This window comes from Microbacterium sp. AC026, assembly GCF_979258475.1.
Genome location: NZ_OZ409857.1, coordinates 443,292 through 460,836 on the forward strand (window position 1 = coordinate 443,292; position 17,545 = coordinate 460,836).

At 65.0% G+C, this 17,545-nt stretch carries 18 protein-coding genes and 1 pseudogene; 5 read left to right on the forward strand and 14 right to left on the reverse strand.

From position 1 onward, the window contains the following. Positions 1-11: 11 nt before the first annotated feature. Entirely contained in the window at positions 12-407 is a 396-nt protein-coding gene (locus ACZZ93_RS02275; protein ID WP_056278753.1) for an arsenate-mycothiol transferase ArsC, read from the reverse strand. Between the two features lie 20 nt (positions 408-427). After that, complete coding sequence (locus ACZZ93_RS02280) at positions 428-1,102, reverse strand: arsenate reductase/protein-tyrosine-phosphatase family protein (RefSeq protein WP_056278752.1); 675 nt, start codon at positions 1,100-1,102, stop codon at positions 428-430. A 48-nt stretch (positions 1,103-1,150) separates the two neighbouring features. Between ACZZ93_RS02280 and ACZZ93_RS02285 the strand changes: the two genes are divergently transcribed. From ACZZ93_RS02285 to ACZZ93_RS02295, 3 genes are read left to right on the forward strand one after another with little or no spacing between them, the layout of a single operon-like run. Further along, positions 1,151-1,903, forward strand: coding sequence for an MIP/aquaporin family protein (locus ACZZ93_RS02285; RefSeq protein ID WP_056278751.1), 753 nt, complete (start codon positions 1,151-1,153; stop codon positions 1,901-1,903). An 11-nt stretch (positions 1,904-1,914) separates the two neighbouring features. Then, a complete protein-coding gene (locus tag ACZZ93_RS02290) occupies positions 1,915-2,919 on the forward strand; it encodes an NAD(P)/FAD-dependent oxidoreductase (protein WP_463510390.1) in 1,005 nt (334 codons plus the stop codon). Beyond that, a complete protein-coding gene (locus ACZZ93_RS02295) occupies positions 2,916-3,326 on the forward strand; it encodes a hypothetical protein (protein ID WP_463510391.1) in 411 nt (136 codons plus the stop codon). The genes ACZZ93_RS02290 and ACZZ93_RS02295 overlap by 4 nt, the downstream gene beginning before the upstream one ends. A gap of 162 nt (positions 3,327-3,488) precedes the next feature. Here ACZZ93_RS02295 and ACZZ93_RS02300 read toward each other — a convergent pair whose 3' ends face one another. The 6 genes and pseudogenes from ACZZ93_RS02300 to ACZZ93_RS02325 all read right to left on the reverse strand — a co-directional run bounded on the left by ACZZ93_RS02300 (position 3,489) and on the right by ACZZ93_RS02325 (position 8,803). Next, positions 3,489-3,800, reverse strand: a complete 312-nt coding sequence (locus ACZZ93_RS02300) for a hypothetical protein (protein ID WP_056278749.1) — start codon at positions 3,798-3,800, stop codon at positions 3,489-3,491. 27 nt (positions 3,801-3,827) lie between these two features. Beyond that, a complete protein-coding gene (locus tag ACZZ93_RS02305; protein WP_230100797.1) occupies positions 3,828-4,631 on the reverse strand; it encodes a F510_1955 family glycosylhydrolase in 804 nt (267 codons plus the stop codon). Positions 4,632-4,789: 158 nt separating this feature from the next. Beyond that, entirely contained in the window at positions 4,790-5,389 is a 600-nt protein-coding gene (locus ACZZ93_RS02310) for a DUF305 domain-containing protein (RefSeq protein WP_056278748.1), read from the reverse strand. 602 nt (positions 5,390-5,991) lie between these two features. Beyond that, a pseudogene (locus tag ACZZ93_RS02315) lies at positions 5,992-8,026 on the reverse strand (heavy metal translocating P-type ATPase). Positions 8,027-8,165: 139 nt separating this feature from the next. Then, complete coding sequence (locus ACZZ93_RS02320; RefSeq protein ID WP_017201932.1) at positions 8,166-8,489, reverse strand: heavy-metal-associated domain-containing protein; 324 nt, start codon at positions 8,487-8,489, stop codon at positions 8,166-8,168. Between the two features lie 32 nt (positions 8,490-8,521). Next, entirely contained in the window at positions 8,522-8,803 is a 282-nt protein-coding gene (locus ACZZ93_RS02325; protein WP_026049679.1) for a metal-sensitive transcriptional regulator, read from the reverse strand. A 160-nt stretch (positions 8,804-8,963) separates the two neighbouring features. Here ACZZ93_RS02325 and ACZZ93_RS02330 point away from each other — a divergent pair, with 160 nt between their 5' ends. Both ACZZ93_RS02330 and ACZZ93_RS02335 read left to right on the forward strand, forming a co-directional pair. Continuing rightward, positions 8,964-9,530: a TlpA family protein disulfide reductase gene (locus ACZZ93_RS02330; protein WP_463510392.1), complete on the forward strand. Its 567-nt coding sequence runs from the start codon at positions 8,964-8,966 to the stop codon at positions 9,528-9,530. After that, a complete protein-coding gene (locus ACZZ93_RS02335; protein WP_029264089.1) occupies positions 9,527-10,288 on the forward strand; it encodes a cytochrome c biogenesis CcdA family protein in 762 nt (253 codons plus the stop codon). Before ACZZ93_RS02330 ends, ACZZ93_RS02335 begins: the two co-directional genes overlap by 4 nt. A 97-nt stretch (positions 10,289-10,385) precedes the next feature. Here ACZZ93_RS02335 and ACZZ93_RS02340 read toward each other — a convergent pair whose 3' ends face one another. The 6 genes from ACZZ93_RS02340 to ACZZ93_RS02365 form a co-directional block, all read right to left on the reverse strand. Continuing rightward, positions 10,386-11,741, reverse strand: a complete 1,356-nt coding sequence (locus tag ACZZ93_RS02340; RefSeq protein ID WP_029264090.1) for a peptidoglycan DD-metalloendopeptidase family protein — start codon at positions 11,739-11,741, stop codon at positions 10,386-10,388. 193 nt (positions 11,742-11,934) lie between these two features. Further along, complete coding sequence (locus ACZZ93_RS02345; protein ID WP_463510393.1) at positions 11,935-12,618, reverse strand: copper resistance CopC family protein; 684 nt, start codon at positions 12,616-12,618, stop codon at positions 11,935-11,937. A 112-nt stretch (positions 12,619-12,730) separates the two neighbouring features. Then, positions 12,731-14,212, reverse strand: a complete 1,482-nt coding sequence (locus tag ACZZ93_RS02350; protein WP_463510394.1) for a cytochrome c oxidase assembly protein — start codon at positions 14,210-14,212, stop codon at positions 12,731-12,733. A 295-nt stretch (positions 14,213-14,507) separates the two neighbouring features. Beyond that, the gene (locus ACZZ93_RS02355) at positions 14,508-15,023 is read right to left on the reverse strand and encodes a DUF3515 family protein (RefSeq protein ID WP_036304312.1); all 516 of its coding nucleotides are present in this window, start codon (positions 15,021-15,023) and stop codon (positions 14,508-14,510) included. After that, the gene (gene lnt / locus ACZZ93_RS02360; protein WP_463510395.1) at positions 15,008-16,609 is read right to left on the reverse strand and encodes an apolipoprotein N-acyltransferase; all 1,602 of its coding nucleotides are present in this window, start codon (positions 16,607-16,609) and stop codon (positions 15,008-15,010) included. The genes ACZZ93_RS02355 and lnt overlap by 16 nt, the downstream gene beginning before the upstream one ends. Further along, positions 16,593-17,543 (reverse strand): cytochrome c oxidase assembly protein, encoded by a 951-nt coding sequence (locus ACZZ93_RS02365; RefSeq protein WP_017201925.1) that lies wholly within the window; start codon positions 17,541-17,543, stop codon positions 16,593-16,595. Before ACZZ93_RS02365 ends, lnt begins: the two co-directional genes overlap by 17 nt. Positions 17,544-17,545: the final 2 nt, after the last annotated feature.

A 17,545-nucleotide genomic window follows, 5' to 3' on the forward strand; every position in this document is an offset into this window, starting at 1 on the left:
ACAAGGGAAACTCAGGCAAGAAGCGTCGTACGAATCTTCTCGGCCACCGCTTCCCGTAGCGGGCGCACTGCTTCGGCGTCCCAGGACTCGGGGTTGGGGAACGACCACTCCAGAACCTTTCCGCGAGGGGTGGAAGGCAATGTGAGCCCGGGCTTCATCAGGACGATGACGTCGGCGGCATCCAGATCTTCGACCGTGACGGCGCGCGGTACGCGCCCCGTGATGTCCACCCCGAGCTCCGCGACAGTGGCGGCCACAGCCGGGTTCACTTCGTTCGCCGGGGAGAGGCCCGCAGACGTGGCACGAAACCGGTCCCCGGCCAGGTGCTCTAGGAGAGCCGCGCCGAGCTGCGACCGGCCGGCGTTGTGCTGGCAGATGAATAGGACGGTCGGAGTGGTGTCAGTCACGGGTTCTCTTTCAGGGTGAGTCAGCTGGCGGCGAGCCGGGGTGCGAGTTCCGCGATACGGCGCTCCAGCTCGTCGTAGGCGGTGTCGAAGGCGTCATCGGTGCCGATCCGAACAGGGTCGGGGATCGACCAGTGCAGGTGTCCGATGGCGCCGAGTTCTTCGTGGGCGCTGTCGCACACCGTCACCACGAAATCTGAATCGGTCAGGACCGAAGTCAGAGCGCGGGGTGCCTCATCGTGCAGCGCGAGAGTGTGGCGATCGGCAGCGGCGACTGCGCCCGGATCTATCCGCCCCGTCGGGTGCGTTCCTCCCGACGTCGCGGGGATACTGCTGCGGGTCGACCACAACGCCGCGGCGAGCTGCGACCGGGCGGAGTTCGCCGTACAAACGAACACGACGCGATCTGCGCGCTCGACCCGGCCGGGTGTGAGCCCGCGGAGTGCGTTATCTGAGAGGTGAACGTAGCTGCGCCGTCTATCGGCCTCCGAGCGGGACCGCGAGACCATCCCCACCGACTCCAGCACGTTCAGATGATGGGTGACGAGGTTGGAGGGAAGGCCCAACGCCATTCCGATTTCGGTGGGCGAGAGGTCGCCCAGCGTGAGACGATCGACGATCCGCAGGCGAGATGGGTCGCTCAGCGCAGCGTGCTTCGCGGCGCGCGCCTCCACCTGGTCAGTTCGTTCAGTGTTCATTGTCTCAATCTTGACTGAAGTACCCCGTTCGGGTCAAGATGAGCCGACATGAAAACACCTCACCCCGCCCTCGCACGGCCACACCTTCTGCGCCGAGCAGCCGCCGAGTTCCTTGGAACTGGTCTGCTCGTCACTATCGTGGTGGGTTCCGGTATCGCCGCGCAGCGGTTGTCCCCGGATGATGTCGGTCTCCAGCTGTTGGAGAACAGCCTGACCACTGCCCTCGGTCTGACGGTGCTGATCCTGATGCTCGGGCCAGTGTCCGGCGCGCACTTCAACCCCGTGGTGACGGTCGCGGATTGGCTGCTTGGCCGCAGCGCCAGCACCGGGCTTCCGTTGCGCGACGTCGCTGCGTACGTGCTCGCGCAGATCTTCGGCGGCATCGCCGGCACCCTGCTAGCGGGGGTCATGTTCGACACCGGTCCCGGGTTCTCGTCCAACGACCGGGTCACAGGCGGACATCTGGTCGGGGAAATGGTCGCCACTGCAGGGCTCGTGCTGCTGATCTTCGCTCTCGCCCGCACCGGAAAGGGGTCGGTCACGGCCGCCGCGGTCGGTGCGTACATCGGCGCGGCCTACTGGTTCACCAGTTCCACATCGTTCGCAAATCCCGCCGTCACGATCGCCCGAATGTTCACCGACACGTTCGCCGGTATCGCACCGTCGTCTGTTGCGCCGTTCATCGCTGCACAGCTCTTCGGGGCTGCCATCGGCCTCGCGCTGCTGCTCGCCCTCTATCCAATCGCCGCCCGCACGGCCGGCGACGTCGTGGTTCCTCAAAAACTCGAAACCCAGCCCTGAAAGGCATCCTCATGCATCTTGTAGCGATCGGCGGAAGCGACGCCGGAATCTCCACCGCCCTCCGGGCCCGCGAACTTGACCCGTCTGTTGATGTCACTGTCGTGGTGGCCGATGCCTACCCGAACTTCTCGATCTGCGGCATCCCGTACTACTTCTCCCGCGAGGTACAGCCCTGGCAGTCGCTCGCCCACCGCACCCACGCTGACCTCGAAGCCACCGGCATGAACCTCCGTCTGGACACCCTCGCTACAGGTATCGACGTCGACGGCCGCCGACTCACGGTCCGCGACGCGAACGGCAGCGAATCAACGATCGCCTACGACGAGCTCATGGTCGGCACCGGGGCCTCCCCGTCAACCGCGGGCATCGCGGGTCTTGACCGGCTCGGCCCCGATGACGGCGTGCACCTGTTGCACTCGATGGGCGACACGTTCGCGCTCGAGAAGTACCTCGACGAACATCAGCCCGAGACGGCGATCATCGTCGGAGCTGGCTACGTCGGCCTCGAAATGGCCGAAGCGCTCACTGTGCGGGGCCTCCAGGTCACCCAGCTGCAGCGCGGCCCCGAAGTCCTCTCGACCCTCGATCCCGAACTCGGTTCACTTGTCCGCGACGAACTCACCCGACACGGGGTCGACGTTCTCACCGGTACGCGTGTCGAAGCCGTCGCCCGTGACGGCGGCAGGATCACCGTCACCGGCATCCACGACGGAGAGGCGTTCTCCCGTACCGCTGACGTGGTGCTCGTCGTCGTCGGCGTGCGGCCCAACACCAGCCTTCTCACCGCAGCCGGCGCAACCACGGGCGCGGGCGGCGCTGTCGTCGTCGACGAACAGATGCGCACTGGCCTGCCGCACGTGTGGGCGGCCGGCGACGGAGTGGTCACCCACCACCGCCTCCTCGGGATCACCTACCTCCCCTCGGCACGACCGCCCACAAGCAGGGACGTGTCGCGGGCGAGAACGCGATCGGGGGCGATACGCGGTTCGCCGGGAGCCTCGGCACACAGGTCGTGAAGGTCTTCGACGTCGTCGCCGCACGCACAGGCCTCCGCGACCACGAAGCCACAGCCGCCGGCCTCGCCCCGCACAGTCACACCGCCATCGCGGACGACCACAAGCGCTACTACCCGGGCGCCACGCCCGTCAGCATCCGCATCACCGGCGACACCAATGACGGTCGTCTGCTCGGCGCGCAGCTCGTCGGCAGCCGAGGTGCCGAGATTTCGAAGCGCGTCGACACCTACGCCACGTCTCTGCACCACAGGATGACCGTCGCCGCGATGAGCGACCTTGACCTCTCCTACACGCCCCCGCTCGGCTCCCCGTGGGATGCCGTGCAGATAGCGACCCAGGCATGGGAGCGCGAGGCGCGCTCCTCTCGCGTGTCTGAAAGAAATGGTGACCACGGCCGGGCACGATGAGTGCCTGGCCGTGGTCATCGTCATCCCGACGTATTGTCCGGGCGTAGCCGCAGGGCCACCCACCAGGCGCAGCGACGACAGATGAACACCCCATCGTCCCCGAGGGCATGCACCTTCTTACGGGGTAAGGATCGCCCGCAGCATGTGCACACCTGGTCGGAGTCAGTTGCCATGAGTGAGGATGGCCTCTCGGATCTGCTCGACCGTCGGGAGACCAGCCAGACCCGCCGGGGTTGCGTAGATGCGGCAGGCTAGGTCGACACTGGGCTCCGCACCAGGGAAGAGGTCTTCCCCGTTCAGGGTGACTGTGGGGGACCCCGAGAAGGGAACCTCCGCTGCGTCCTCCTCAGAGCGGATGAGTCGATAACGCAGTTCTGTTGCCGCGTGGCTCGTTTCTCGGAGGGCCTCGGTGACACGGCGACCGGCTTCGATCCAGCTAGGGCATTCAGCGATGTGTAACAGCTCGATCTTCACGTTTCCAGCATCCTCCTTTTTGGGCGCTCACTCCTGGGGTACATGGGTGATCCCGCTGTCGTCGACGATGAGCATGTCGCCGGTATTGGTGATCGCGATGGCTTGCGCGGTCCCGTGAACGGTTCCGGCCTCTGTCCACTGGGTAGCTCCCGCGGTGGTGACCCAGATCTTCCCACCGTTTCCGACGCCGACGAGCCGTTGATGGTCAGGGGATGCGTTCAGCATGAACAACAAGGGTGCGTTCGGCCAGAGGGCGAACGTGGCCGCGTCGTCGGTGCTGACCTGGAGGCCATCGGGGGTCGCGGCGACGATCCGGCCCGCGGTGTCAACCGCGAAGGAGACGGCGACAAGTGCCGCACCTGTCGCGTTCCAGGTGGATCCTTGGTCGGTGCTGATCTGCAACTGTGTGCTGTCCGAGGAGAGCCCGTATATGGTGCCATCGGGTCCAGCGGTGAGGGCGTGGAAGTCCTTCTCACCGGTGAAGGCGACCGGTTCCCAGGTTTCGGCCCGGTCGGCGCTGCGGATGATGCCGAGGTTGGGGGTGCCAAGTTCGACGGGGGTGTCCGGTCCGGGATGTCCGGACGCGAGCAGTGTGTCGTCGACGACAGTGAGCCCCATGGCGTCGAAGTCCGACCCGGTGACTCGTTGACCGAGTTCGCCGGTCTGGGTCGCGGGGAAGATACCCTCGTGTGTTCCGAGAAGGAATCCATCTCCTTCGGGGTCTGCGACGATGCCGTGAACGTGGGAGAGCGCCTGATCAGTGTGGCCGTCGCCCGTGGTCGCGGTGGTGGCTGCGCAGCCGGCGAGGGCGAGCAGAGCAGCTGTGCCCAATCCGATCAGGTGCACTGACCGCCGACGAGTGGGGGATTTCGAAAGAGTCGCGAGGATGCGCGTGGGAGCGCTGGAAGTGGTGTGCTGACGCATGGCTTGTCCGCATCGTCTGACCGATCGTGTGGCGCGGCTGTGGGGCCGCGCCACACGATGCGGGGTCAGAGAGTTGCGAGAATCTCCTCCATCGTGGTGATCTCGGCCGTCTGGGTGTCGATGATCTTCTGGGCGAGCGAGACGGCGTCACTGTTCTGCCCGTCGTCGACTTCGTCCTGTGCCATGTCGATCGCGCCACGGTGGTGCTCGATCATCTGCTCAAGGAACAACCGGGATGCTTCGGTGCCGGTGGCCGCATCGAGGGCTTGCATGTCCTCTTCGGTCATCATGCCGCTGCCGTGATCCATGCCTTCCATGTCGGAGGTATCGGCACCCCAGTCTTTGAGCCAGGATTCGAGTTTGTCGATCTCGGGCTGTTGGGCCGCTTTGATCTCTTCGGCAAGGGCGGTCACCCGCTCGTCGATGTCGGCCTTTCCGAGGATGGTGTCGGACATGTCCACGGCTTGCGTGTGGTGCTCGATCATCATGCTCGCGAACATGATGTCTGCGTCGTTCGCGTCCGCTGTTTCTGCCGGTGCGGACGAGCTGTTGCTGTGGTCCATGCCGGGCATGTCACCGCCGGAGCCGGCGCTGCCGGCGCAGCCCGTGAGGGCGAGCAGTGTGGTGAGGGTGATTGCGGCGATTGCCGCGGGTCGGATCTTCATGAGTGTTCTCCAAGGGTCGGTGATGACACCCGACGAAAGCCGGGTATTCAGGGTGCGTTGCCCGCGTGGGCGGGCTAAAGCGTCATCACGTGCGACTGATGCAGAGAACCGTGAGGGAAGGGGAGGGGGAAGGGAGTACGCGCGCGCCGGCCACTGTGCCATCACGACCGCGAGCAGCATGGCCGGTGGGGTGCGCCGCCAGCTGAGGCCGACCCGACCAAGAAGAATGATGGCGACAAGGAGAGCGAGCACACACGCCATCCAGGTCATCGCATCCTGGTCACCACCGCACGTTGCGCACCCCGCCTCCTGCGAAGCAGTACCAGGGGTCACGGCGACGGTGGACGGGGCGGGATGCTGCTCTGACATGTCGCCGGTGTGCGCGCTCACGGTGACGGAGTCGTGGTGCCCGACAGATGTCGCATGCGAGTTGAAGGAATGCATCGCCAGCAGCCCGGCGATGACGCCCACGGCGACGATCAGCACGGTCAGAACGTTGCGGGTGAGCGTGCGCGAACCCCACACACGTTGTGCGACAGCAATCAGCGACATACTCACCTCCCGTTCTCCTAGGGTACGTCCGGGGTCGACGGTTCCCTGGTCTAGTTGCCTGTGACGGCCTCGGGGCGCAGGTCCAGCCGCCGCAGCAGCTGCGCGTTGAGCGCAACGACGATAGTGGACAGCGACATCAGTACCGCTCCCACCGACATGGGCAGCACGAACCCGATCGGGGCGAGCACGCCGGCCGCGAGGGGGACCGAGAGCAGGTTGTACCCGGCGGCCCACCAGAGGTTCTGCTTCATCTTCCGGTAGCTCGCTCGCGACAAGTCGATCACGGACAGCACCGACCGGGGGTCGTCGCTGGCAAGGATGACCCCCGCAGACGCGATTGCGACATCGGTTCCCGCCCCGATCGCAATACCGACGTCCGCCTGCGCCAGCGCGGGGGCATCGTTCACCCCGTCACCAACCATGGCGACCTTTCGACCTTCGCCCTGAAGCTCTTTCACCTTCGACGCTTTGTCCTCGGGGCGTACCCCGGCGAAGTACCGGTCGATGCCGAGTTCGCCCGCCACGGAGGCGGCGACCGCGTCCGCATCACCGGTGATCATGACCACCTGCACACTGCGCTCATGGAGCGCGTCGACCGCATGGCGCGACTCCGAGCGGATCTCATCCGCCAGACGCAGCGCGCCCACAACCTGACCGTGGACGAGCACGTGAAGGATGATCGCACCCTCGTTCCGCCACTCGTCAGCAACGGGCACCTCCTGCGCATTCTCCTGCTCGAGCATGTACGGGCCACCGACCTGCACGACACGTCCGTCAACGCGGGCACGCACCCCGACAGCGGGGGATGACTCGAAGTCGGTTGAGCGTGGAACGGTCAGCGTCTTCTCTTTGCCGCGTTGACGATCGCGCGGGCGAGGGGGTGCTCGGAGTCTGCTTCCGCCGCGGCCGCCCACGCCAACAGCTGATCGGCGTCGGTCCCCGTGACGGGGTTGATGGCGGTCACCGCGGGGGTGCCCTTGGTGAGCGTGCCCGTCTTGTCGAACAGAACAGTGTCGACGGTGCGCATGCTCTCCAGCGCGAGACGATCCTTGATGAGCACGCCCCCGCGGGCGGCGCGCTCGGTCGCGATCGACACGACCAGCGGGATCGCCAGGCCCAGCGCGTGCGGGCAGGCGATCACCAGCACCGTGATGGTGCGGATGACGGCGGCGTCGGGTAGGCCAACAACCGTCCAGACGATCGCGGTGATCGCTGCGGCGCCGAGCGCGAACCAGAACAGCCACCCTGCGGCCTTGTCCGCGAGCCGCTGCGCCCGAGACGACGAACTCTGCGCCTCGGTGACCAGCTTCTGAATCCCCGCGAGAGCGGTGTCCTCACCGATGGCCGTGATCTCCACCCGCACTCCGGAATCCGTGGCGACGGTACCGGCAATGACCGGGTCGCCATCGCTGCGGCGCACCGGCCGGGATTCTCCGGTGATCATCGACTCGTCCATGCTGGCCGATCCCTGAACGATGCGCCCATCGGCGGGGACCCGCCCGCCCGGACGCACGACCACGACATCGCGTACCTGCAAGTCCGAGGGCGCGACCGTTACGGTCGTATCGCCGTCGACCTTTTCTGCCTCGTCAGGCAGCAACGCCGCTAAGGAATCCAAGGCCGATGTCGTCTGCGCGAGCGAGCGCATCTCGATCCAGTGACCAAGCAGCATGATCACGATCAGCAGCGCCAGCTCCCACCAGAAATCCAACTCGTGGTGCAGCATGCCGAGGCTCGCACCCCAGGACGCCAGGAATGCCACGGTGATCGCAAGGGCGATCAGCAGCATCATCCCGGGCTTGCGTGCACGGAGCTCGCTCACGGCACCCGTGAGGAACGGGGCCCCGCCCCACACATACATCACGGTCCCGAGAACCGGGGACACCCAACCCACCCACGCGGCGTCGGGCAATGGGTACCCGAGCAGCATCGAGAACATCATCGAGAACCCAACCACAGGGGCCGCGAGGACCAGCATGATCCAGAACAACCGCCGGAACTGACCGACATGATCGCCGTGACCGCCGTGACCGCCGTGGCTCGTGTGACCAGCGTGCTCTGGGGAGCACCGTGGTCGTGGCTCATCGCCGTGTGGTCATGCTCCGTTGTCGGCACGCTGCCGTGATCCTGATGCGCAGTGTGTTCGTGGTGCTGGTCATGCTGGCTCATCGGAAACTCCTTGCTCGGATGCACCCGGATCAGCCGGGCGCAAACGGATAGCGACTCAGATCGGGGAGGTCGCGAGGGTGTAGCCGGCCTCTTCAACCGCAGCCCGTACAGCCGTGGGATCGATAGGGGCGGCGCTGTGGACAATCACGCGGGATGCCCCGCCGGCATTCAGGTCGACCGTGACACCGTCGACACCATCGATGGCGTTCAGCTCATCGCTGACGCTGGAGGCGCAATGCGAGCATGTCATCCCCGCAACCAAGATCTCGGCCGAGACCGGGGCCGCGACAGGCGCGGATGCGTCAACGGATGAAGGGGCAGCGCAGCATGCGCACCCCGCATTCGCGTCCTTCAAGCCGAGTTCGATGCGATCAGTCATGATGTGCTCCTTCGAGTAGACAGACGTAGTAGTTATGAACGGACGAGACGAGCGATCGCTTCGTTGGCCTCGCGGACCTTCGCCGCAGCCACCTCGCCTCCCTCAGCACTTGCCTGAGCGACACAATGAGCGAGATGGTCACTGAGTAGCGACAACGCCACCGTCTCGAGGGCCTTCGTCGCCGCAGACACCTGCGTCAAGATATCGATGCAGTACTTGTCCTCATCAACCATTCGTGCGATACCTCGCACCTGACCCTCTACCCGGCTCAACCGCTTACGCAGATCAGCCTTGTTGCTCTCGTAGCCGTTCACTCCCAAAAGATACCCCCTAGGGGTATATAACACAATGCATGCGAGTCTATTCCCGGTCGGGAAGTGTCCGAGGCAAAGGTGACGCATAGGTGATCTGTGTAAGGTTCGAAATATGCGTCGAAGACCCCGCTTTCGTGCCGTTCGTGGCGCGGTCGGGGCCATGCTCGCTGTGTTCGTGATCGGGCTGACCGGGTGCGCGCCGGATCCGGTCAGCGATTCCTTCCTTAAGGGTGAGAACACCGGGTATGTGGCCGCCGACGGCGCGATTGTCGAGATCCCGGTGGCCGAGCGGAGCGAACCAGTCGTCTTCAGCGGCGTTACTGAAACTGGCGATGATTTCGACAGTGCCGACAACGCCGGCAAGGTCACGGTGGTCAACTTCTGGTACGCGGGGTGCGCGCCGTGCCGCGTGGAGGCGAAGGATCTCGAGAGCGTCTGGCGCGAGTACGGCGGCGAGGATGTAGCTTTCATCGGCATCAATACCCGCGACCAGGCTGACACTGCCCAGGCTTTCTCCGACGAGTTTGGCATCACCTACCCGAGCCTGATCGACGTGAACACGGCCGAGGCGAAACTCGCTTTCTCCGAGGTGGTGCCGATCCAGGCGACACCAACGACTCTCGTGCTCGACAAACAGGGACGCGTCGCCGCCCGCATCATCGGACCCATCGACGGCACCTCGATCCTCTCGACGCTCGTCAAGGACGCTCTGGCGGAGACACCATGAACGCCGACACCATCATCGGGTCCGGTGCGCTCTGGCTCGCAGTCCCCGTCGCGATGCTCGCCGGTCTCGTGTCGTTCCTGTCGCCCTGCGTACTCCCGCTGGTCCCCGGCTACCTCGGCTTCCTTGGTGGGGCGGTCGCGCCGGGCTCGAAGGGTGGCGCGACGAATGCAGTCGCGCCCCAGCGCCGTCAGCTCGTAGTCGGCGTACTGCTGTTCATCCTCGGATTCAGCGTCGTCTTCGTTCTCATCACCGCGCTGGGCGGCACGGCCGGCGTGTTCTTCCTACGCTGGGGCGACCTAGTCACACGCATCCTCGGAGTCGTCATCATCCTGATGGGGCTCGTCTTTCTCGGGTTGTTCAGTTTCGCCCAGCGGGAGGTTCGCTTCCACGTCGGCTCCCGGGCCGGAATCGCAGGGGCGCCGCTACTTGGAGTGGCACTCGGTATCGGCTGGGCACCGTGCATGGGTCCGACGCTTGCCGCGATCATCGCGCTTTCGTTCAATGCTGGCGACCCTGTCCGGGCCGGCTTCCTCGGCCTCGCGTATTCGCTCGGCCTCGGCATCCCGTTCCTGTTGGTCGCATTCGGGTTCGGTTGGGCGGCGAAGACAGCCGAGTTCCTCCGTCGTCACATCCGAGTGGTGAACGTCTGCGGCGGCATACTGCTGATCGTCCTCGGCCTCCTGATGGTGACAGGGCTGTGGACCGACATCATGTCGCGGCTGACGGCGGTGATGGGCAGCGTCATCCTCCCTCTTTGAGATCCCTAGCAAGGATGTCGCGAGTGACGACTGGAGCAGCCCTCTCTACCCGACTGCTCGTGTCGACGGCACCACTTCGTAATCCCGTGTCGGAGCTTTAGATATAGACGCCGCGGTCTTCCATGAATCGGACGGGGTTGGTGTAACCACCATTGATGTAGACCTCGAAATGCAGATGGCAGCCGAAGGAGCGTCCAGTGTCACCTGCGTAAGCGATGACCTGGCCGGAGTTGACCCATTGGCCTCGACCGACGACGATGCCTCCTGGTTTGATGTGGGCGTAGCCGGTGCTGACGCCTCCGCCGTGTTGGATTCGGACGTAGTTGCCGTAGTTACCGTTGGCGCCGGCGTAGTCCACGGTTCCGGAGTTGGCGGCGTAGATCGCGGCACCGCAGCCGTTGGCCATGTCCGCGCCGTAGTGGTAGCTCGAGGAGCAGCCCTGCGAGCCACAGATCGGGGTCCGAGGACCGTAGCTTGAGCTGCGGCCGCCTCCGTGGGGCCGGACCCAACCGCCACTTCCGGCGGAGCCTCCGCCGCCACCATTGCCGCCTCCGTTGGCTGCGGCTTCGGCGGCTTCGCGTTCGCGACGGGCTCTCTCTTCTGCCTCGCGGGCGGCCACACCCGCCTGATAGCCGGCGACCGTCTGCGTGGTGGTGTCTTTCAGCGCGGCGAGCTGCGCCTGCATCGTCTCGAGGTTCGCGGCTTGCTCGTCGAGCGCGGCCTGTGCGGCGTCGGCCGCTTCTTGTGCGGCAATCATCTTCTGCTCTGCGACCTGCTGCAGTCGGTCCCGTTCGTCGCGGGCGACCTTCGCCTGATCGGTCAGCGATTGGGCGGTATTGCGCGCCGAGATTGCGTCGTCGTAGACCGATCGGTTGTACTCGAGCAGCTTGTCCATGGTGCCCAGGCGGGACAGGAGCTCATCGGCGTTGGCCGCGGAACCGGAGAAGAACAGTTGAAGTGCTGAATCGTCTCCACCGTTGCGGTACAGCTGTGCCGCAACTTGACCGGCCCTGCGCGCAGAGGTTTCGGCAATCGCTGATTGTTCGTCCGCCTGCGCCTGCAGGCTGTCCGCTTCCGTGATCGCAGCGAAGTATTCCTGCTGCGCCGCATAGAACGCGTCGGAGGCTGTATCGGCGGCAGCCTGAGTCTCGGCGACCTTTTGCGTCAGAGATTGGATCAGCCCTTCGATCCGAGTGATCTCGGACGCTTTGGCGGCTTCGTTGTTCTTGGCGCGTTGCACATCGTCCCAGCTCGGGTAGGACGCAGCGTACGCGGCTGAGACGCCGGAGCCGATACCGAAAGCAGCGAATGCGGCGACGCCGAGGGCGCCGAGCCCGAAAGCGCCACGTCGAGTAACACTCAGCTTCCAGAACGAGTCACGTTCGGCGGGCGTGGGTGCACACCCGCATTCTTCAGTCGCTTCCGTGGCCGCAGAGAAGCTTCGTTCGTTCACTGTGCCCTCTCCTTGAGCTCGGTTTCGTGGATTCTGCTGCCATGGGCGCGCAGATTGGCCATGCTCGCGTTGCCCGTCGTCTGGTCTATCGTCCGTTCGTGGGGGTCGAAGTCGCGCCGACTCGCCCGTGATCTCTGATCTGTGGCCCATATCTGACGCATCGAACTTGAGTTCGCCTGCCCTGACACGAAGCTCACGCTTTCGTATCCGTATGGACGTCGGCGCTCAACCTGTTGTGCTTTTTCTTCTTCACTTGCCGTACGACAACGGTGGCCGTGATCACCGCGGCACCTGTGACAGCCACGGCGATGATGAGCGGGATCGCGATCGAAGCCACCTCGTTCTCGCCTGCGGATGCCGCCGGGGGAGGGGTGTCCGCTGCTGGAGATTCGGTGGTTGGCGCGGCGGAGGGCGACGCCTTTGCCGGTTGGATCCGTGATTGTTCGTTCCCACATGCTGGTTTGTCCCATCCCAGCCCTGGCTCGCTCCCGCTGGGAGCGTATGTGAACGCGAAGCTCTCGGATATGGGGTGACCGTCGCTGGAGACGGCGTTCCATAGCAGGGTGTAGAGGCCCGCTTCTCCGAGTGCGACTGGGGTGGTGAGGATGTTGCGATCGATGGTGGAGCAGCTGGATTCGTAGAAGAGGCCGTCGGGTCCTTGCACTTGGGCGAAGCTGGCTTGGCTGAAGTCAATGAGTTCCCCGCTGAATGTGAGAGCGACATCGTCAAGTCGGGTGACGGTTTCGTCTGCCCCCGGCACGGTGTCCAGGAGATTGTCGTGCGCGAGAGCTGCGGGGGCCGGTGCGGCCACGATTCCCAGTGCGATGAGAGCAAGAAGGGTGCGGGCGAACCAGCGAGTGCGGTGGGTGGAGGTCACAGGCGTGGATCCTTTCGTACGGCGGGCACGGGGGTGCTACCGGCAGGTCGGTTGTTGCGTTTCGTGTGGAGGACGGAGAAGCCGGTGAGGATTGCGAGCGTTCCCGCGATCATCAAGGTGACGCCTCCGGCGAGGGCCTGATCCTGGAGGGGGTGGGACCCCACGTCCGCCCCATGGCGCCAAACCACTCGGCGACGATGAGGTCGGAGCGCGTGCTAGTGGCGATGCCGAAGAAGGCGGCAAGGCCTGTGAGCGCAGTGAGTGAGGTCACACGCCACCGCCCCTCGGGCGTCGTCGACGCGTGAAGGGAGAGCGATCGTACGAAGAGGCACCCGGTGACGAGGAGTTGGCTGATCATCCATTCCCCTCCGAGCTGGTCGTAGAGCGACCATCGGAACAGGTCGGAGTAGTGGATGAACCACAGCGATGTAGCGAACAGGGACGCGGCGACGACGGGGCGCAGAGCGAACCGTGCCAGCGGGCTGTGGGCGACCCAGAGAAGCCATTCGCGCGGTCCTCGGCTTCCATCGTCCCGTGCATAGATGACCAAGGTTGCGAGCGTGATCGGCGCCGCGAAGACGAGGAGCAATGGGATGGCGAGGCTGAGGAGAGCGAAGGAGAGGAACCGCATACTGATGAGCGAGTCGTCGTAGGCGGCGAGCGGACCACTGGTCGTCCACAGAAGCGCCCCCATCCCCGCAATCCAGCTGATCGTCCGCCTGGCTGGCCACGGATTCCCGCGGCGCCGTGCGCGTCGGACGCCGACGAGGTAGAGGACGATTCCGAAACTGGCGACGAGCACCCAGAGGAGGTCGGGGCTCCACGCCGTGAACCATCTCTGCAGGGTGAGTTCGATCGGGACGGGTGCGTCGGTGAGGATCTCCGCGGCGGTGTTTTGCGGCGGCGTGATCGTATCGGCGGGGGCGGCGGTGCGGGCGAGGGCGGCGGCGGCACCGCTCGCGACACCCATGAAGCCGAGTTCGACGCTCACGATCATCCAGAAGGCGCCACGGCCCTCGTTGGCCTTTGCGATGAGTCGGCGGCGGTAGGCGGCACCGAGGACGCCCATGACCAAAAGCGCGCCGATCTTTGTGAAGAGGATGATGCCGTACGGTGAGGCCACGTCTTCCCACCGGCCGAGGGCAGTGAGCGCCCGCGCGAATCCCGAGACGGCGACGCCGATGAACGCGATGAGTGCCACCGTCGAGTACCGGCGGAGCAGGTTCTCAAGTTCATGCGGAGAGCTGATGGGTCGCGCGGCGACGAGCAGGATGAGACCGCCGAGCCATATCGCTGCTGAAATGACGTGCAGGACGAGGGACACGACCGCGGGATCGTGGTTGGCGAGCTCACCCGAATGACCCTGGGTGGCCATGGGTATCAGGCTGATGATCGCGAGCACGGTCGTGAACAGCACCGCCCCATTGCTGCGAACAGCGAATGCGAGGACTGTCACGACCGAGGCGAGGATCACGGTGATAAGCCATGATCGTCCCAGCTCCGTGTCGAGAAGAAAGCGGCCCAATTGCGCACCGAACTCGGCGTTCAGGCTCACTTGCGGATTGAACGACGACAGGAAGGTGAGGAAAGCCACCACCCCGCTTGTGATGGTGAGGGTCGCGGCGCCGGCGGAGGCGATATCGAGCGCGACGGTGAACGGTTTCCCCCTGAGGGGAGAGCGAACACCGCCAGCACCAGGGGCCCGAGCATTGCCGCACCGGAAAGATTGACGATCAGCTTCGCGGCCGGGAGTCCCCATCGCACGAGCGCTCCAGGGTCATTGGTGAGTCTTGGTGCAGCTCCTCCACCGATCGCGAGCCCGACCACCGCAGCGATGAGTGCGGCGACAACGAGAATCGTCGGACCAACAATCCGGAGAACAACGGGATTCATGGAGCGGTATCTCCCGTCTCATCGCCCACGACGTCTGGGTCTTCGGTCACAGGTGCCGTGCATTCACCGGTCTTGGGGAGCTGCTGGATCGCCCCGGCGAGAGATTCAAGAACCGCGTCTGCCGACAGGGTGGTGGTGTCCACGTACACCTGGGCAGCTGGCTCTCGGCCGTAGGTTGTGAGCCGCAGATTCGGGGTGTCCTCCTCGTCGACGATCCAATCGACGCCACCCAAGCTGACACATTGCAGCGTGGTGGGGGCCGGGGGCTCCGACCCGCAGGTGAGGAGCACGCTGCTGGGGGTGCCCCATGCTGCGGTGGCCTGAGCGTCCGTCCAGACGCGATCCTGGTCGCCTATCGAGTCCGGTAGTCGTACGGTGACCTCTGCGCACAGCGGGTCATTCGCGTTTGCTGCGGGCTCGAGGTGGACGGTGGGTGCGCAGCTGCTGAGTAGAAACAGTGCGCAGAGTGCCGCGACAGAGGTCAGAATCTTGAGTTTCACAACTTCATCCATCCGTCTTCCTGGGAGTGAGCATCCGACCGCCGCTGTCGGATCGACACGACGAGCAGCGCGAGTACGCTTCCGATACTGAGTGTCCAGCCGAGCCACGGCATCAGCACGACGGCGAGGGTCGTGCCGGTGCGGAGGGGGACCTCGGTGATCTTCGCCGCGGTCGTGTCCACCGCAACCTGAGCCAACACTTTTCCATCGCGGCCGATGACTTGACTGGTCCCGGTGGTGGAGACGTTGACGGCAGTTCTCCCTGTTTCGAGCGCGCGCATACGGGCGATGGCCAGCTGTTGGAGGTTCTCGTCGGTGCCTCTGAAGTCCGCGTTGTTGGTTTGAAACACGAACATCTGCGCACCAGAGGCCGCGCTTTGGTGGATGACGTCGTTGTAGATGACGTCGAAACAGATGGCCAGACCGATGGGCACATCGCCAACGTTCACGAGGGGTGTGTTGGAGCCGGGCGTGTACTCGCGTTGTATCAATCCGATGAGGTCGGGGGCGACGGCTTCGTAGAACCAACGGTCCGGGACGTATTCGCCGAAAGGGACGGGGTTGGCCTTGTCGTGGAGCTGCTGCGGCCCGGCGCTGGTCCACAGCATCGAGGTGTTGAACGTGTCGGCTCCGCGGGTGGTCGCCGCATTCACCAGTGCCGGAGCGCCGGCACCCTGCACGAGTCGATCAAGGCGGCCCGCGACGGCGACATCGCGCAGGGGATCGGCGTCGACGGCCCCTTCTGGCCAGACGAGAAGGTCCATCTCACGGTCCAGAAGAGGAGCGGTCGCTTCTTCCTGCGCGCGCAGGATGTCACCTGTTGTTTTGGTGTCGAAGTAGCCGCTGGGACCGTTGCCCTGCACCCATCCGACGCGCAACATTCCCGCTTGCTCAGTCGGGAACAGAGGGACGGCTATCGCGGCAACGACGATGACCGCCGCTGCTGCTGCTGGCTCCCATCGGCGGAGGATGAGGGCTTCCACAACGCTCGCGCAGACCAGGACTGTCAGGAAGGACAGCCCGGTGGTCCCCACCCAGGATGCGGCCTCCGCGAGCGGGCTCTCGGCGAGACTGAAACCGACGCGCGCCCATGGGAACCCGGTGTACGGCGTGCTACCCATCAGCGTTTCTCGCAGCACCCACACCCCGGCGACCAGCAGAGGGGTAATCGCGCGGTACCCGTATCCGGTCCGGGTGGTGGCTCGATAGGCGAGTGCGATCAGCACGCCGCCGGCACCGAACAGCAGAGCTTCCAAGCCAGCCAGCGCGACCCACGGGATAGGCCCCAGAAACCGTGACACCCATGCCAAGTGGGTGAAGTAGAAGGCCGCGCCGTAGACGAGGGAGATCAGGAACGCACCGGGTAGAGAACGTCCGCGGAGCGTCCACAGCCCGATGGTTACGCTCACGAATGCTGCGGGCCACCACCCGTATGCGGGGTAGGCGAAATCCAGTATTCCTCCTGCGACGGCGGCCGCGATGATCGCTACGGAAAACGGCACCGCAACAGGCAGTCGCGCGTTGTGCTCTCTGGGGTTGCCGCGCCTCGATCGAACGAAAATGGGGGGTCCCACCAACGGGTCAGCGGTCACGGTCATGAGAGCTCAGATTTTTCAGATAGGCGTTGTACGTGTCGAGGTCGGCGTTCCCATGCACGTCGGCGTACCGGTCCGCCGCGGCAGCACGAGCGGTGTCGCTGCGGAACCAACGATGCATCACGTAGATCAACATCAGCACGGTCGGGGCTTCGCCGTAGGACCAGGCCAGAGCACCGGCTAGCTGCTGGTCAGCGAGGGGATCGATGCCTAGCGCCTCTGTGGGGGCGACGAACGAGCCGACCAGGATCGTGCTGGCCATCATGAGGAACACCCCGAAGAATGCGTGGAGCGCGGCTTCAGCAAACACATCCAGCGCACGGGCACCGTGACCCAACCTGACCGGCAGAGGATCGGAGGACAAGATGGGGATGGTGAACAGCATGCCGGCGAGGAGGAATCCGACCTCGAGCGCGACGTGACCCGTGGGGAGAGTGAGGATGGAATCGGCAGCACCCGCAAGGTAGATGCCGTAGAACGCGAACAGGTAGAGCGGCACAGTGGCCCACGGGCTAAGTACCCATCTCGCGGCCGGGCTTCGAAGAGCACTGTGGGCCGCTGTGAGGACTACCCGTCCCGCTCCGTGATGCGGTGTTGCTCGCAGAAGAAGGGTTCCGGGTGAGCCGAGGACCAGTAGCGGCGGCACCATCATCATCAGAGTGAGCTGCTGGAACATGAAAACGGACACCAGCGCCTGGCCATACGTTTCAACGCCCAGGCCAGTGACCGCCGCGAGGAGAACGCACCCGAGAAGGAAGCTGACCGTCCGCCACACGGGCCAACGACGCCCGTGCGTCCACAATCGGATCGCTCCGACGAGATAAAGCGCAGCGAGGATCCCCGCGACGATGGGTAGCACCGGAAGAGGAATGTCGGCCGGTGCGAGGAACGTCTGCAGTGACGGGGGACTGTCCGGGATCTCGCCGCTCACACGCATGG

Coding starts and splice junctions, on each gene's coding strand:
- ACZZ93_RS02280 (WP_056278752.1), bottom strand. CDS start 1,102: ATGAACACTGAACGAACTGACCAGGTGGAGGCGCGCGCCGCGAAGCAC.
- ACZZ93_RS02285 (WP_056278751.1), top strand. CDS start 1,151: ATGAAAACACCTCACCCCGCCCTCGCACGGCCACACCTTCTGCGCCGA.
- ACZZ93_RS02290 (WP_463510390.1), top strand. CDS start 1,915: ATGCATCTTGTAGCGATCGGCGGAAGCGACGCCGGAATCTCCACCGCC.
- ACZZ93_RS02310 (WP_056278748.1), bottom strand. CDS start 5,389: ATGAAGATCCGACCCGCGGCAATCGCCGCAATCACCCTCACCACACTG.
- ACZZ93_RS02320 (WP_017201932.1), bottom strand. CDS start 8,489: ATGACTGATCGCATCGAACTCGGCTTGAAGGACGCGAATGCGGGGTGC.
- ACZZ93_RS02330 (WP_463510392.1), top strand. CDS start 8,964: ATGCTCGCTGTGTTCGTGATCGGGCTGACCGGGTGCGCGCCGGATCCG.
- ACZZ93_RS02335 (WP_029264089.1), top strand. CDS start 9,527: ATGAACGCCGACACCATCATCGGGTCCGGTGCGCTCTGGCTCGCAGTC.
- ACZZ93_RS02355 (WP_036304312.1), bottom strand. CDS start 15,023: ATGGATGAAGTTGTGAAACTCAAGATTCTGACCTCTGTCGCGGCACTC.
- lnt (WP_463510395.1), bottom strand. CDS start 16,609: ATGACCGTGACCGCTGACCCGTTGGTGGGACCCCCCATTTTCGTTCGA.
- ACZZ93_RS02365 (WP_017201925.1), bottom strand. CDS start 17,543: ATGCGTGTGAGCGGCGAGATCCCGGACAGTCCCCCGTCACTGCAGACG.